16 protein-coding genes and 1 other annotated feature are annotated in these 15,013 nt (G+C 39.6%); of the genes, 2 read left to right on the plus strand and 14 right to left on the minus strand.

Annotated features, from left to right (window positions below; translation table 11 throughout):
• Window positions 1-7: 7 nt before the first annotated feature.
• From ruvA to nadB, 7 genes are all read right to left on the minus strand, one after another.
• Window positions 8-601 (minus strand): Holliday junction branch migration protein RuvA, encoded by a 594-nt coding sequence (gene ruvA / locus J2X07_RS12880; protein WP_310259229.1) that lies wholly within the window; start codon window positions 599-601, stop codon window positions 8-10.
• Window positions 602-793: 192 nt separating this feature from the next.
• Window positions 794-1,381 carry a YhcN/YlaJ family sporulation lipoprotein gene (locus J2X07_RS12885; RefSeq protein ID WP_310259232.1) on the minus strand — a complete coding sequence of 196 codons (588 nt, stop codon included), beginning with the start codon at window positions 1,379-1,381 and terminating at the stop codon, window positions 794-796.
• A 77-nt stretch (window positions 1,382-1,458) separates the two neighbouring features.
• Entirely contained in the window at window positions 1,459-2,451 is a 993-nt protein-coding gene (locus J2X07_RS12890) for a phosphotransferase (protein ID WP_310259235.1), read from the minus strand.
• A complete protein-coding gene (locus J2X07_RS12895) occupies window positions 2,444-4,147 on the minus strand; it encodes a LysM peptidoglycan-binding domain-containing protein (RefSeq protein ID WP_310259238.1) in 1,704 nt (567 codons plus the stop codon). Before J2X07_RS12895 ends, J2X07_RS12890 begins: the two co-directional genes overlap by 8 nt.
• Before the next feature lie 138 nt (window positions 4,148-4,285).
• A complete protein-coding gene (nadA, locus tag J2X07_RS12900; protein ID WP_310259241.1) occupies window positions 4,286-5,383 on the minus strand; it encodes a quinolinate synthase NadA in 1,098 nt (365 codons plus the stop codon).
• Window positions 5,358-6,218, minus strand: coding sequence for a carboxylating nicotinate-nucleotide diphosphorylase (gene nadC / locus J2X07_RS12905; protein ID WP_310259244.1), 861 nt, complete (start codon window positions 6,216-6,218; stop codon window positions 5,358-5,360). Before nadC ends, nadA begins: the two co-directional genes overlap by 26 nt.
• Window positions 6,172-7,752: an L-aspartate oxidase gene (nadB, locus tag J2X07_RS12910; protein WP_310259246.1), complete on the minus strand. Its 1,581-nt coding sequence runs from the start codon at window positions 7,750-7,752 to the stop codon at window positions 6,172-6,174. The genes nadC and nadB overlap by 47 nt, the downstream gene beginning before the upstream one ends.
• Before the next feature lie 85 nt (window positions 7,753-7,837).
• Between nadB and J2X07_RS12915 the strand changes: the two genes are divergently transcribed.
• Together J2X07_RS12915 and J2X07_RS12920 are read left to right on the plus strand one after the other, a co-directional pair.
• Complete coding sequence (locus J2X07_RS12915) at window positions 7,838-8,995, plus strand: IscS subfamily cysteine desulfurase (RefSeq protein WP_310259248.1); 1,158 nt, start codon at window positions 7,838-7,840, stop codon at window positions 8,993-8,995.
• Complete coding sequence (locus J2X07_RS12920) at window positions 8,995-9,522, plus strand: transcription repressor NadR (RefSeq protein WP_310259251.1); 528 nt, start codon at window positions 8,995-8,997, stop codon at window positions 9,520-9,522. Before J2X07_RS12915 ends, J2X07_RS12920 begins: the two co-directional genes overlap by 1 nt.
• A 275-nt stretch (window positions 9,523-9,797) precedes the next feature.
• Here the strand turns inward: J2X07_RS12920 and J2X07_RS12925 are convergent, their stop codons facing one another.
• The 7 genes from J2X07_RS12925 to J2X07_RS12955 all read right to left on the minus strand — a co-directional run bounded on the left by J2X07_RS12925 (window position 9,798) and on the right by J2X07_RS12955 (window position 14,976).
• The gene (locus tag J2X07_RS12925) at window positions 9,798-10,244 is read right to left on the minus strand and encodes an ACT domain-containing protein (protein ID WP_310259254.1); all 447 of its coding nucleotides are present in this window, start codon (window positions 10,242-10,244) and stop codon (window positions 9,798-9,800) included.
• 117 nt (window positions 10,245-10,361) lie between these two features.
• Window positions 10,362-11,648, minus strand: coding sequence for a GTPase ObgE (obgE, locus tag J2X07_RS12930; RefSeq protein WP_310259255.1), 1,287 nt, complete (start codon window positions 11,646-11,648; stop codon window positions 10,362-10,364).
• A 16-nt stretch (window positions 11,649-11,664) separates the two neighbouring features.
• Complete coding sequence (locus J2X07_RS12935; protein WP_310259257.1) at window positions 11,665-12,201, minus strand: Spo0B C-terminal domain-containing protein; 537 nt, start codon at window positions 12,199-12,201, stop codon at window positions 11,665-11,667.
• A gap of 212 nt (window positions 12,202-12,413) precedes the next feature.
• Window positions 12,414-12,704: a 50S ribosomal protein L27 gene (rpmA, locus tag J2X07_RS12940; protein WP_310259259.1), complete on the minus strand. Its 291-nt coding sequence runs from the start codon at window positions 12,702-12,704 to the stop codon at window positions 12,414-12,416.
• On the minus strand, window positions 12,697-13,050 hold the full coding sequence (locus J2X07_RS12945) for a ribosomal-processing cysteine protease Prp (RefSeq protein WP_310259261.1): 354 nt from the start codon (window positions 13,048-13,050) through the stop codon (window positions 12,697-12,699). Before J2X07_RS12945 ends, rpmA begins: the two co-directional genes overlap by 8 nt.
• Before the next feature lie 6 nt (window positions 13,051-13,056).
• Window positions 13,057-13,365, minus strand: coding sequence for a 50S ribosomal protein L21 (gene rplU / locus J2X07_RS12950; protein ID WP_310259263.1), 309 nt, complete (start codon window positions 13,363-13,365; stop codon window positions 13,057-13,059).
• 14 nt (window positions 13,366-13,379) lie between these two features.
• Window positions 13,380-13,454, minus strand: a sequence feature (ribosomal protein L21 leader region).
• Between the two features lie 46 nt (window positions 13,455-13,500).
• Window positions 13,501-14,976, minus strand: coding sequence for an Rne/Rng family ribonuclease (locus J2X07_RS12955; RefSeq protein WP_310259266.1), 1,476 nt, complete (start codon window positions 14,974-14,976; stop codon window positions 13,501-13,503).
• Window positions 14,977-15,013 lie beyond the last annotated feature (37 nt).

Below are 15,013 nucleotides of genomic sequence, written 5' to 3' on the forward strand. Positions count from 1 at the left end.
TCACGTCCTAACTATTCATTAACTTCTTTAAAGCCAACTTTATATACTCGTTTGCAGACATTTTTTCTTTCTTTAAATCCGGAAGAACTTTATTGATTTCTTTTCTTCCATATCCTAATACGGTAAGCGCTTCTATTGCCTCTTCCAATTCATCACCGCTTACGAGTTCTTCAGCAAACAATCCTTCCGTTATTTCAGCGTCCGCAAATAAAGCCAGCTTGCCCTTCAAATCTAAAATCATTTGTCTGGCTGTTTTTTTCCCGACACCAGGAAATTTCGTCAAAAACTTTTCATCTTCGTGTTCAACCGCTGCAATAACTTGTTCCGGCTGGCCAAAAGCGGTAATTGCCAATGCGCCTTTTGGACCGATTCCAGAGACATTTAAAAGTTTCAAAAATAAATCTCTTTCTTTTCTGTTTGAAAATCCATATAAGGCTAAAATATCTTCTCTCACGTGCTGGTATGTAAAAACTGTTCTCTCTTCATTTCTTTTATATATAAAAGGATTTGGACATAGAACTTTGTAGCCAATGCCGTTATTATTAAGAACGATATATTCTGCTGTTATATAATCAACCATTCCAGTTATACTTTCGATCAATGTTTTCTCCCCTATCCGATGAAAAACCGAGCGTATGTTTCTATCTCATTATTGTAACATAGGCAAGGCTTTAATTCCTTATAAAAAGTGAATTCGAATGTACGAATTAGGATTGAGAGCAGAAACCAAACGGATAAAAAAAGGCATAAAAAATGCCCAAAAGGATTCTTTTCCACCTTTTGGGTCATTTGTTTAACTGTTTTTTTCGAAAGGACGCTTAATATCATTACCAAGATTACTTCCTGTGGCGACAATGTCATTCATGATGCCCCTTACGTCAGTATCTACTTCTGAATAAGCTCGGCCATCACGCAAGTCATTTTCGACACTTTTAATTCGTGCATTCATTCGTTTATCTGCCGTTACTTTCACATTATGGTCTGGTGCGATCTTTTTTGCCGTATCGCTAACTTTATTTATAAGCTGATCTCTTTTTTTATCGCTGGTGTCTACACCGACAATGACGGTATTATCCTCAAGAATAACGTGAGCATCGTCAACACCTTTAATCTTATTTACTTTATTAGCAATACGTTCAGCTAGTGCCCCATTGTAATCTTCATGATAAGTGGCATTATGGTCTACAGTATTCCTGTCAGCCATATCCGTAATGGGACCTTTGCTTCTGTCAAGATCACCGCGATTGTCGCCTTCATTTGAATAATATCCAATTGGACGAGTATCGTTATCGTTCTTGTCTTGTGACTGATTTACACCATTACATGCTGCTAAGCCTGTACAGAGTAATGCGAAAGTAAATGTTTTCACGATTGTTTTCAATGGAAAAACCTCCTTTCACCTATTAGGTTGGCAAGAGGAGGCATGAATTAATCTGTTAAATGTAGGATTTTTTTTATTCATCTAGCTTCAATCTTCTTAATAATTCTATCCAAAAATTTTTTTCGATATGAATAGTCTCTGAGCGTAAATTTTGTCACTTGTTCAATCATTTCCGAATCATTATATCTCAATGCCCGATTCCATTCCCGATATAAATCGGTCGGGAAAACTAAACAAATAACAAACCATTTTTTATTAAACCACTTTAAAAAATCATCGTTGCCCATCTTTTCCATTTTTGAATAGGACCAATACCAAAAAGGAAGGATACGGTTCGCATACTGCAGCCAGTCGTAAGCTTGCGGCACTGCGGCAAATAAATCAAAGTCGATTAAATAAGCGGGGTGATTTGTTTCTCTATTTATTACAAAATTATGAGGAGCAACATCTCCGTGAGTAATTTCTCTGTTTTTACGAGCACTTCTTTCAAGTGAATCAATTGCATCATGATCAAAATGTTTTAAACTCCATTTTCCCCAAAACAGCATATCTGATAAAAGAGGCTGAATTTCTTTGCTCCATTTAGCCGTTTTGGCATAACTTTTAAATGTGTTATAACGCTCGTTCCATTTTTTATATAATGAATAAGATGAAAGATTCTCATAAATGGCTGATGGTATGCGGATTGAATGGTTATGAAAACGGCTAATTGCTTCAATTCCAGCAGACACATCTTTTTTATTGCCAAAATGCAGATCATCGCCTTCGTAAAAAGGCATGATCGCCCATTGGTTTTGCCCAAATTCAATATAAGGTTTCTTATTCGGGAACACTGTATACGTTCCCATAATCCGAGGGTTTAGCCCTTCATAAAGTTTAGATAGTTTCAACTGCTTTTCACACGTAGAATGCCTCTGAAATCCCTTTAATACAAAATCACCATCTGCTGTTTCGATCCAGATTACGTTGTCTCTAAAAAAACCATAATCGATTACATTAAGCCCGACTTCTTTCATTTTGTTTAAAAAAAGACGATCTCCAGAGAAACCGTCTCCCATTGTATTATTCATTTTCTTCTGATCCCTCTGTATCATCTGGCTGATATTCGCGTGATTGTGCTTCAGCATAGGGATTTGGAAGATTATCACTTTCTCGAGGCGGCATTCCTATCATTTGCGGCATCCCTGGCATTCCCATCATTCCTGGCATTCCTGGCATTCCTGGCATTCCTTGCATTCCCATCATTCCCGGCATTCCCATCTGGCCCATTTGAGGCATTCCCATCATTCCTGGCATTCCCATCTGGCCCATTTGAGGCATTCCCATCATTCCTGGCATACCCATCTGACCCATTTGAGGCATTCCCATCATTCCCGGCATTCCCATCTGACCCATTTGAGGCATTCCCATCATTCCTGGCATACCCATCTGGCCCATCTGCGGCATTCCGCCACCTTGCATTCCCATCTGGCCCATCTGCGGCATTCCGCCACCTTGCATTCCCATCTGGCCCATCTGCGGCATTCCGCCACCTTGCATTCCCATCTGACCCATATACGGCATTCCGCCACCTTGCATTCCCATCTGACCCATCTGCGGCATTCCGCCATCTTGCATACCCATCTGACCCATCTGCGGCATTCCTTGCCCTGCTTGCTGTCCTCCAGGTGTATATTCTCCAGCAGGCATTAAATCCATATCAGATTGAGGAAATTCACCGAACCCCATACCGCCTTGCTGTCCGCCCATACCCATTCCTTGAGGATAACCTCCCCCATACAACTGAGGCATACCACTAAACCCTTGTGGCGGCATCATACCTTGCCCTTGTGGCATTGGTGAATATGTTTGCGGTTTCGGAAACATAGGCGGCATCGAACCGTACATCGATTGCATCATCGCTGATGACTCTTCCATCAAAAATTGATGTTTTTGATTGGGATACATATCCTTACCCATTGGATTTAACCCTGGTTTTTTCATCATTTGAGGCTGATTTGCTATGTTTGGCTGATTTGCTATGTTCGGCTGATTCGCCATGTTTGGCATATTCGCCATGTTTGGCATATTTGCCATGTTCGGCTGATTTGCCATGTTCGGCTGATTTGCCATGTTCGGCTGATTTGCCATGTTCGGCTGATTTGCCATATTAGGCATATTCGCCACGTTAGGATTTCCCATTGGCATATATGGTCCGCCTAAATCGGAAGACTCCATCATCCCTGCAAAATCTTTGTCATGCATAGGAACCATTGGTTGTTTCATTGGTGCTTGATAGGAGTCCTTCTTCATCGGTACAACGTCTTTTTTCATTGGCATAACGTCTTTTTTCATTGGCATAATGTCTTTTTTCATTGGTACGACATCTTTTTTCATTGGTACTACGTCTTTCTTCATCGGTACATCTTTTTTCTCCATCTTTTGAGCAGGTTTCATTGGTGCAGGCTTCATCGGCGCTGGTTTCATCGGTGCCGGTTTCATCTGCGCAGGCTTCATCGGAGCCGGTTTCATTGGTGCAGGTTTAGGCTTTTCTTGGATCGGCGCTGCGGGTGTTTCTTGAATCGGTGCGATCGGCTGTTCTTTTTTAATCGGTGCTTCTTTTTTTACACTAGGCATTTTTATAGGGATTTTAATCTTTTCCCCCCGCTCAATTACATCTGAAGTTGAAAAACCAGGATTTGCTTTTCTCAGTTCCGTTACAGGTACATCATATTTTTGAGCTATTTTATCAAGTGTGTCCCCTTTTTGAACAATATGAATTCTCACGCTGCAAAACTCCCTCCTGCCAAATTTCCTTACAGTATATGAACATTTGGGCATATTGCTACATCTTATTCATATGACAATAATTCCTTTAACAATTTATGTCTTAGAAATGAAGGATATGACAGGAGCGGATGAACATTACATCATACGGTTTAAAGCAAGAACAGCATCCTTTTTCGTTACATCATCAACAGTAATAATATTTTGCGGAGTTCCTTTTACAATATTTTCGAGTGACCATAACAAGTGAGGCAGATCAATTCGGTTCATTGTTAAGCATGGGCACAAATTTGGGTTCAGTGAAACAATCTCTTTTTCAGGAAAAATTTTAGCTAACCTGTTTACCAAATTCATCTCTGTGCCAACCGCCCATTTTGAACCTTCTTTTGCGTTCTTAATGGTTTCAATAATGTAATGGGTTGAACCATTAAAATCACTTGCCCGCACAACTTCATGTGTGCATTCAGGATGTACAATAATCTGATAATCTGAATGATTTTTTCTTAAATCATCAATATGATTTACCGTAAATTTCTCATGGACTGAACAATGTCCTTTCCATAAAATTACTTTCACTTTATTTAAATCAGATCCCTCATAGCTCAATGTATTTTGGATAGGATCCCAAACTGCCATTTCATGAAGTGGTACACCTAAATCAAAAGCTGTATTTCTTCCCAAATGCTGATCTGGTAAAAAAAGCAGTCTTTCTTTTTGTTGGAAAGCCCATGCGACCATATTTTTCGCATTTGAAGAAGTTACTGTCGCTCCGCCATGCTTCCCGCAAAATGCTTTTATGGCAGCTGTCGAGTTTACATATGTTAATGGTAGAATCGAATCTCCAAAGAGCTGTGTAAGATGCTCCCATGCTCGTTCAGTTTGAAAGATATCGGCCATATCAGCCATCGAACAACCCGCTTTTAAATCTGGCAGTATAACTTTTTGATGTTCATTACTTAGCATATCTGCAGTTTCAGCCATGAAATGCACACCGCAAAATGCAATATATTCTGCTTTTTTATTTTCAGCAGATATTTTAGCTAATTGAAGGGAATCACCTGTAACATCCGCAAATTGAACAATTTCATCTTTTTGATAATGATGGGCTGGCAAAAATAGACGTTCCTTAAGTACATTTTTTATTTCCCAAATTCTGCTTTCCATTTCATGAACTGACATGAGTGAGTAATGTGCAGGCAGTGAAGTTTGTTTAACGAAGGTTTCTAGAATAGTCATGTTTGACTGCCCCTTTCAAAATCAAGCTAATATCCAAAGCTGTATAAGAGTGTGTTAAAAATCCTAGGGACAAAAATTGGACACCTGTATTGCTGTATACTTCTATCGATTCCATGCCGATTCCGCCGGAAGCTTCTGTAATAATATGAGGTGGTACAAATTGCAGGCGCTGCTTTATTTCTTCAGGTGTACAGTTATCAAACATGATAATATCTGCTCCTGCTTCAACTGCTTGAATGACTTGTGCTTCTGTTTCCGTTTCAACTTCTATTTTTACTGTATGTCCCAGCGTTTTACGGACAGCAGCGACCGCCTCTTGAATGGATGAAAATCCTGCTAAATGGTTATCTTTTAACATCACAGTGTCATACAAGCCCATTCTATGGTTGTATCCCCCGCCACATCGTACGGCGTATTTTTCAAGCATTCGTAAACCAGGAGTTGTTTTTCTCGTATCACTGATTTTGGCATTGCCTTTTGTCAATGAAACAGCTTTTGCTGTGATTGTAGCTAATCCGCAAAGCCTCTGTAATAGGTTTAAAATAACCCTTTCACCAGTTAGTAGACTCGCTCTTTTTCCTTTGATCTCAGCTAGAACCGTTCCCTCTTTAATGAAGTCGCCGTCTTTTACAAATATTTCGGTTTTCACTTCGGAATCAATGAGTCCATACCCGATTGAAAGCACATGGCAGCCTGCAAATACCCCATTCTGCTTTGCTATCATTGTTGCTGTCGTTATATCTTGTTCATTAAAAAGAGAAGATGATAAATCGCCGGTGCCAATATCTTCAATTAAAAAGTCCTGTAACTGCTTTTTTAACAAAAGTAGATTCATCGTTTTTCAAGCTCCTAACTATGTTTTTTTTACACCATTCATTTCGCGATATAGGAATGTCGGTTCGATAATGGCTTCCTCTGCTTTCAGTCCGGTTTAAACAACTCGAAACTGTTAACCATGCCATTGTTTGTATGTTCAATCTGCGAATATAGGATAATGGTTTACTGAAAAGGGATGGCTTAAGGTCGGAAAGCTGCAGGAGTTCTGCAGCACGCTCAAGCTCCACTTTATTTCGGCATATACCTGCTGATACATCCATTACCTTTTTAATCAGTATTTCTTCTAGAAGCTCATCCTCTAGATCTTCTTGAATTGAAAACCTTTTATCCTGCAAAATTGGCAGACTCCTTGATTTTTCGGCTTTAGAACTCAAAATATGTTCAGCAGATTGTTTTGCAAATACGGCTCCCTCCAATAAAGAGTTGCTTGCCAGTCGGTTTGCTCCATGTACCCCTGTATGTGCACATTCACCAATAGCATACAAACCCTTCAAAGTCGTTCTGCCGTGGATATCTGTCATAATTCCGCCCATCGTAAAATGAGCGCCTGGAGAAACTGGAATGAATCCTTTTTCTAAAGAAACACCAGCTTTTTTGCATAATGCTGTGACTCCCGGAAATTTTTGTTCGAAATCTAAAATTCCTGTTATATCTAAGTAAACGGTTTCACCATGCACATGAATTTCTTCAAATAATCTTCTGGAAACGATATCTCTCGGAGCAAGATCTTTCATCGGATGGACACTATCCATCACAGGTACTCCTCTCGAATTCACAAGAATACCGCCTTGTCCTCTCACCGCTTCGGTTATCAGTCCAGTGTATTTTTCATGTTTAAGTAATGTAGGATGAAACTGGATAAATTCTAGATCTGCTAAATCTGCACCTGCTCTGTAAGCCATGCAAACGGCACTGCCATCTGACCCATGAGAATTTGAAGAAACCGAGTAAATCCCGGCATATCCCCCTCCAGCTAAAATCGTATGAGGCGCATGGTACATCGTAATGTCGCCTTTTTTATCTTTGCAATAAACGCCATAACATTGATTCCCATCTACCATTAAATCAATGGCGTATTGTCCAGATACGATGTTTGCTTTCTTTTTAACGCGTTTTATTAACACTTCCATGATTTTCTTACCTGTTTGGTCACCACCTGCATGAACGATACGATTTAAATGGTGTCCTCCTTCTTTTCCAAGCAGATACCTGCCTTCTGCCGTTCTATCAAAAGGTACACCCCATTCAAAAAGCGTTTGAATAACTTTTCGGCTTTCTTTAACAAGATGTTCTGTCAATTCCGGATGATTTTGTTGATGCCCCGCCTGAAGGGTATCATCGTAATGATTTTTCCAATGATCCGTTTTACTGATTGCAGCAGAGATACCTCCCTGTGCCATAAATGAATTTGAGTGTTCAACTCCAGACTTTGTGATAACAATCACATTCTTATCCATACTCAAATATTCAGCTGCCATTAAACCTGCTATACCGCTACCGATAATTAAAACATCTGCTTCAACTATGTTCATGAAGCACACCTCGACTTTACATGTGTCTTGACACCTATATTTACACAGATTTAAACTAGATACAAGAATTTTTATTGAAAATGAGGTGAAAACCCTGATTTACCTTGATTACGCAGCGACTACACCGATGTCTAAACAAGTGCTGGAAGCTTATATTCATACAGCAAAAAACTATTTTCATAATACGGAAAGCCTGCATGACTGCGGACAAAATGCCAAGGATTTATTAGAACATGCAAGAACAAGGATGGCTGAACTACTCGGATTAGAAGCGAGAGGAATCTATTTTACAGGGGGAGGATCTGATGGGAATTTTCTAGCCCTTACCTCTTTAGTACTAGGTTCACAACATAAAGGGAAACACATCCTCTCATCTAACATCGAGCATCCTTCTGTTGATTACACACTAGACTACTTGGAAAGAAACGGATTTGAAATTACAAAGGTTCCTGTCAATCACTCAGGTGTTATTACGATTGAAGAAATAAAAAAACACATTCGGCCGGATACGATACTCGCTACAATACAGCATGTTAACAGCGAAACTGGTGCCCTGCAGGATATTGAACGTTTAGGAGATTTTCTAAACTATACCGGTGTTTTATTTCATAGTGACTGTGTTCAATCGTTCACTAAAATGGAAGTAAGCCACTTGAAATCTTCCAATTTAGATTCTTTCACCCTATCTGCTCACAAGATTTTCGGACCAAAAGGAACAGGTGCGGTATATATTTCACCAAAGCTGCACATCTCTCCTATTCTTTCAAACGTTACACACGAACAGGGTTTCCGGGCAGGAACAGTGGACCTGCCATCAGTAGTCGCATTTGTAACTGCCGCATCAGATGCCGTTAACGCACAACCCTCACATTATAAACATGTTAGCGGCATGCGAAATCTTTTCACTTCGCTTATACTTAAAAATAAGAATATTATCATTGAAGACACTTTGAAAAGTTCCCCTTATATCCTTCCAATCAGAATAAAGGGAATTGAAGGACAGATCATCATGCAGGAGCTCAATCGTTTGCAGATCAGCGTGTCAACAGGATCAGCGTGTCAAAATGGGCAACAGTCACCGTCTAAAGCGCTGCTTGCTCTCGGAAGGACTGATAGTGAAGCTCATGGCCTCGTACGCATTTCGTTCAGTCATTTAACAAAAGAGAAGGATATTTATGATTTATACGAAGCTTTAAATAAGATTACAAACAAACTATTATCAGTAAGAGGTGTTCCTAGTTAATGAGTAATGAAAAATTAAAAGGTGATGATCGTAGGGCAAAGCTGATAGAGTGGCTGAAAACGTCTTCCGAGCCGCTTAGCGGTTCAATCCTGGCTAACAAAACAAATGTCAGCAGACAAGTTATCGTTCAAGATATGTCACTACTAAAAGCAAGCGGAGAGCCGATAATGGCAACCGCACAAGGATATATTTATATAAATGCTGAAAAAGGGCATCCTTTTTCTCGTGTAATTGCAGCGAATCATACTGCAGAATCCACAATCGATGAGCTAAATACGATTGTGGATCACGGCGTAACAGTTGAAGATGTAACAGTCGAACATCCTGTATATGGAGATATCAAAGCCTCACTGAAATTATCAAGCCGTATCGATGTAGAAGAGTTTATGAAACGCTTAAACGATACAAATGCCGTCCTCTTAAGCGCACTGACGGATGGTGTGCATACGCATACCTTGACATCCGATTCTAAAGAAAAAATTGATAAAGCATGTCTGGCCTTAAGTGAAAAAGGATATTTGCTCTAAAATTCATGAATAGATCTAAATGCGAACCCGACAAATGGTGGTTCGCATTCTGTATGGCGCGCATATTTTTTGTATAGCGCGCATATTTCTCGTATGACGCGCATATTTTTCTGATTCCGCTCGTATTTTTCTGATTCCGCTCGTAATTTTCTGATTCCGCTCGTAATTTTCTGATTCCGCTCGTAATTTTCTGATTCCGCTCGTAATTTTCTGATTCCGCTCGTAAAAACAGCCCAGCTGAAAAATTTCAGCGGGCTGTTTTTACTTAAATCTATTTATGCTCCTGTACCGACGACTTCTACCTTTTCTACGGTTTCCATTCGGTTTAGCAATGCTAATAAATCTTTAAGGTCCCCTTGAAGCATATTTGTCTCGATCGTTAAAGTGATGTGTGCACGCCCTTGCAATGGGATCGTTTGATTAATTGTTAAAACATTGCAGCCTTGAGAAGCCACAACTGTCAATAGACTTGATAATGCACCTGACCGGTCTTCAAGATGCAGAGACAGTGTAATAATCTTTTCTTTTACCATCGTATGGAATGGAAATATTCCATCACGGTATTTATAAAAAGCGCTTCTGCTTAATCCTACTTGTTCAGCTGCTTCTGCGACGGTTTTCGCTTTTCCGCGATCCAATAATGATTTAGCTTCCAATGCTTTTTGCATCGATTCTGAAAGCACATCTTCTCTTACCATATAATATTGTTTATCATTTTTCATAACCTTTTCCTCCGGTATAAATCATAGACCTATTATAATAAATGTACAGGCCGATGTCTATTCCACATGGACATATGTAAAAAAAGCTAACTCAAATCGTTTGAGTCAGCTTCTTTCTTAGTCAATGAATTCAAATTCATATTTTAAGATTCTTACTACGTCTCCATGTTCAGCACCACGATCTCTTAGTGCTTGGTCAACACCGAGTGTACGCAGCTGTCTTGCAAAACGTTTGATCGTTTCTTCTCTTGAGAAGTCTGTCATCTTAAACAATTTCTCAATTTTCGGACCGTTAATAACAAATGTTCCTGCAGGATCGCGCGTAATATAGAATCCAGCATCTTCTTTTTCGTGTTTATAAAGCACACGCTGTTCTTCCGGCCCCTCATCATGAATGATTGGGAATTCCGGTGTCACTTCAAGAATATCTGCTGTAGTGAATAATACCTCACGAATCCCTTGCCGAGTGATTGCCGAAATAGGGAAAATTTTAACATCTTCGCCTACTTGTTCTTTGAATGCAATCAGATTTTCTTCTGCTCCTGGAATATCCATCTTATTCGCAATAACAATTTGCGGACGTTCCATTAACCTCATATTGTATTGGTTGAGTTCTTCGTTGATCTTAACATAATCTTCGTATGGATCGCGTCCCTCCATACCAGACATGTCAATAACATGAAGAATAACTCTTGTTCTTTCAATATGCCTTAAGAATTGATGTCCAAGTCCTACACCTTCGTGCGCTCCTTCAATCAACCCTGGCAAATCTGCCATAACGAAGCTTCTGCCATCTTCTACAGGAACAACACCTAAATTAGGCGTGATCGTTGTGAAATGATAAGCAGCAATCTTAGGTTTAGCAGCAGAAACGATTGATAGTAATGTTGATTTACCTACACTCGGAAACCCAACTAATCCTACATCTGCTAATACTTTTAATTCAAGTGTAACTTCTCTCTCTTCTCCAGGCTCACCATTTTCAGCGATTTCCGGCGCTGGGTTTGCAGGTGTTGCAAAACGAGTGTTTCCACGGCCGCCGCGTCCACCTTTAGCGATGACCGCTTGTTGTTTATGGTGCACGAGATCCGCAATCGTTTCTCCAGTATTCGCGTCTGAAACGACTGTACCAGGAGGAACCTTTACGATCATATCGTTGGCTTTCTTCCCATGCATTCCTTTAGACATGCCATGTTCGCCTCTATTGGCTTTAAAATGGCGATTAAAACGGAAATCCATTAATGTACGAAGTCCTTCTTCCACTTCAAAGATAACGCTAGCGCCTTTACCGCCATCGCCCCCTGCAGGACCGCCATCCGGAACATATTTTTCACGGCGAAACGCTACCATACCGTTTCCGCCGTCTCCGCCTTTAACATAAACTTTGACCTGATCGACAAACATTTATTCTCCTCCTTTCTTAAGAACTTAATCGAATTTCGAAATAACATTCATTGTCATGAATATAGCTTTCGATGACTTTCATGCTTTTATGTGTTGAAAAAATATTCTTCACCTTATTATGGACGAGCTCTTTTTCAGATAATTGTCCATGAAAGTCAAAGCATACATGAAGATTTTCAGGAACAAATGTCATCACAAGGGAGCATTCTTCATAACCCGATATCGAGTTGTTCAACAGCTCGCACAATTCATCCGTCAAATGCAGCAAGTCCTCTTCATATAAGCTAAAATCGCCGCTCTCGCCTTTAACCTTCCCGAATAATTTTACCGGGTGTTTCAACCAATTATATGTTAATAAGTACTCTGCTAGATTGGGGGTTTTCAGGTTGGAGATCCGCGATTCTTCCCGGGACAATTCAATTACTTCATTCATAATCTCTTTCGCCCTCTCTGTTCGATCAAGCGAGAGGTTTGCTTTAATAAGCTGAAGCTGGTTTAACCAGTCATGCCTTGCATGGCGTAAAAGATCAACCGTTGTCCAATTTTTTGGCATCATCTGCTCCCTAGCCTTTCAATTAGTATGGCATTCCTCAATCCGACAAATTAGCTTAACTTTAATTCGTAATGTGTATAAAAGCTTAATGATAAAGAAACTTGGCTGACGGCAAGCCTAAACCGTCAGCCTCTGTTCCGCTTATTAAATCCATTTGAACGCAATGCAAAGAAAAAACCCTAACCAATCTGGTTAGAGTTTTTATCTCCCTCTTACGCTTCTTGCGCGATTGGGTAAACACTTACCTTTTTGCGGTCACGGCCCAAACGCTCGAAACGAACGATACCGTCTACCTTTGCAAATAGTGTGTCATCTCCGCCTTTACCAACGTTAGTACCCGGATAAATCTTAGTACCGCGTTGACGGTAAAGAATAGAACCACCAGAAACGAATTGTCCGTCAGCACGCTTAGCGCCAAGACGCTTAGACTGTGAATCACGACCGTTCTTTGTGCTACCTACACCCTTTTTAGATGCAAAATATTGAAGGTTTAATTTAAGCATTTGTTCCACCTCCTTCATGTTGAGTCAGTTTAATATATTTTTTGTATCCTGCTTCAATCGATGCCAGGGATACAATCATACCTTCCAAAAGCAATTGTGTTTGTTGAAAAGAAGAATCATTTATATCATCCGGAATTTTAAACTTTAGATACCCACCATCATCAACAGTGGTCACTTCAGGCTCATAGCCGCAAAGCTTCTCTATCGCATTAATTGTACCAAACGAAACCGCTGTTGCCGCTGCACAGACCAAGTCTTGGCCATGCGGTGCAAAATCAGCATGTCCTTCCATCGTAAACGATAATATGTCTTGATTTTGGTTTCTGAGAATAGAAACGTGAATCATAAGTAATTACCCGTTAATTTTATCAATCACAACTTTTGTGTATGGTTGACGGTGTCCTTGCTTACGACGATAGTTTTTCTTCGCCTTAAACTTGTAAACGACCACTTTTTCGCCACGGCCGTGTTTTTCAACTTTTGCCGTAACTGTAGCGCCTTCAACTAAAGGAGCTCCTAATTTCAAGCTGTCTCCACCGATCATCAATACATCTTCAAATGTTACTGTTTCTCCAGCTTCGATATCTAGTTTTTCAACATAGATTGCTTGTCCTTCTTCAACACGAACTTGTTTACCACCAGTTTGAATAATTGCGTACATCAACGTGCACCTCCTCTTATACTCAGACTCGCCATCCTAGGTGTATACAAAGTATACTTAAAACCTAGTCTGTGCGGTTGGAGCGGGTGCTCCAAACACTAACGAAAAAAGGATACCATGTTTTTACCGTTTGTGTCAATGTGTATCTTTGCATATACGGGCTTTTATTTCATCAATCGTACCCGTTTTGCGCAATGTAATTTCCCTGTTTGAATCTCCCTTGCTTACAAACAACTTTTTACCGTATTTTTCTTCTATTTCAGTAAGCTTGTCCTGATGTTTATTTATCCAATCATAAAAATAGGCCGGTCCTTCAATCCAAAACGCTTCATCATCATGATACATATGTTCAATTGCTAATCTTTCAAGTTCATAAAAATGAGTTTCTGAACGAATTCGATGACCATCCATCACATCTCCATGCGGTTTTACCGTTAGCGTTTCTAAAAGAGTCGGCCGTTCTTTTTTTCTTGTCATTTCAAATAGACCCATTTTTGTAAAACCATGAAGCATCATGGTTGCTGCATCATTTCGCATTTCTTTTTGCAAAGCAGACATAATCATCTGTTTGTCATTATTTGATGACATCGTAATAAAATCGATAACAATCATCCCCGCTAAATTGCGTAACCTCAGCTGTTTCATTATTTCCTCAGCTGCAAGTAAATTTGTTTCAACAATTGTTTTAGCGCGATCTTTTTTTCCAGTAAACTTGCCAGTATTCACATCTATTACAGTCAAAGCTTCTGTAACATTTATATATAAAGATGAACCATTTTTTAGCCAGACATGAGGAGATAGACTTTTTCGAATTTCTGTATCGATGCCAAATTTATTAAATATGGGATCTCTTTCCTTATAAAGTTTAACCGAGTAAGGTTTATTAAGGACTGAAACATATTCTTTAATCTGGTGGTAGATTTCATGGTCGTCCACAATAATTTCTTCTACATGCTGATTCAGCCATTTTTCTAAATAGGTTTGATAAAATGCGGGTCGAATCAACAAGCTAGGAGCTTTCTTCTCATCAGCTTTCTTTTGCACATTTGATAATTGTTTTCTTAGCGCATTTAATTCTTTTTCCATCTCTATTTCCGGAAAATCTTCACACCCCGTTCGAATAATAAGCCCTTCCTGTCCTGAAGTATTCTCTTTTCCCCATTTATTTAAAGACTCTCGAGCGGATTCTTTAATTTTTTTAGAGACACCGATATGCGGTGTAAATGGAAAATAAACGAGCAGATGGCCAGTAAAAGAGAGAAGCGCTGTTAATTTAGCACCTTTTTCACCCGTTTCTTCTTTCACGATTTGAACCAGGATGGACTCTCCTTCTTTAACTAAATTCGAAATGGATATTTGTTTTTTTTCTTCATCAGATAATGGTTGAAAGCCCGGAAGATCATCTTTATGAAGAAAGCCATTTTTATCCGTACCAATATCAACAAATACTGCTTGCATCCCTGGAAGTACTTTCTGAACTCTTCCTTTATAAATACTGCCAGCTGAAGGTTTTTCGTCTGGGCGCTGATAGGCACATTCAATAAGCTTGCCATCTTTTAGCAGAGCTGTGCGTTTTTCAATTCCAGATGCGTTTATTACAACTTGTTGCATGTTTATTTTCACATCTCCCTGTTCGTTTACACTCTAA

The sequence above is a fragment of the Fictibacillus barbaricus genome (assembly GCF_031457135.1).
GTDB lineage: Bacteria > Bacillota > Bacilli > Bacillales > Fictibacillaceae > Fictibacillus > Fictibacillus barbaricus_A.

Bases quoted from the DNA above. Each gene is read 5' to 3' on its own strand.
- J2X07_RS12890 (WP_310259235.1), bottom strand. From the start codon at position 2,451: ATGAATAATACAATGGGAGACGGTTTCTCTGGAGATCGTCTTTTTTTA.
- nadA (WP_310259241.1), bottom strand. From the start codon at position 5,383: ATGACTATTCTAGAAACCTTCGTTAAACAAACTTCACTGCCTGCACAT.
- nadC (WP_310259244.1), bottom strand. From the start codon at position 6,218: ATGAATCTACTTTTGTTAAAAAAGCAGTTACAGGACTTTTTAATTGAA.
- nadB (WP_310259246.1), bottom strand. From the start codon at position 7,752: ATGAACATAGTTGAAGCAGATGTTTTAATTATCGGTAGCGGTATAGCA.
- J2X07_RS12920 (WP_310259251.1), top strand. From the start codon at position 8,995: ATGAGTAATGAAAAATTAAAAGGTGATGATCGTAGGGCAAAGCTGATA.
- J2X07_RS12925 (WP_310259254.1), bottom strand. From the start codon at position 10,244: ATGAAAAATGATAAACAATATTATATGGTAAGAGAAGATGTGCTTTCA.
- obgE (WP_310259255.1), bottom strand. From the start codon at position 11,648: ATGTTTGTCGATCAGGTCAAAGTTTATGTTAAAGGCGGAGACGGCGGA.
- J2X07_RS12935 (WP_310259257.1), bottom strand. From the start codon at position 12,201: ATGCCAAAAAATTGGACAACGGTTGATCTTTTACGCCATGCAAGGCAT.
- rpmA (WP_310259259.1), bottom strand. From the start codon at position 12,704: ATGCTTAAATTAAACCTTCAATATTTTGCATCTAAAAAGGGTGTAGGT.
- J2X07_RS12945 (WP_310259261.1), bottom strand. From the start codon at position 13,050: ATGATTCACGTTTCTATTCTCAGAAACCAAAATCAAGACATATTATCG.
- rplU (WP_310259263.1), bottom strand. From the start codon at position 13,365: ATGTACGCAATTATTCAAACTGGTGGTAAACAAGTTCGTGTTGAAGAA.
- J2X07_RS12955 (WP_310259266.1), bottom strand. From the start codon at position 14,976: ATGCAACAAGTTGTAATAAACGCATCTGGAATTGAAAAACGCACAGCT.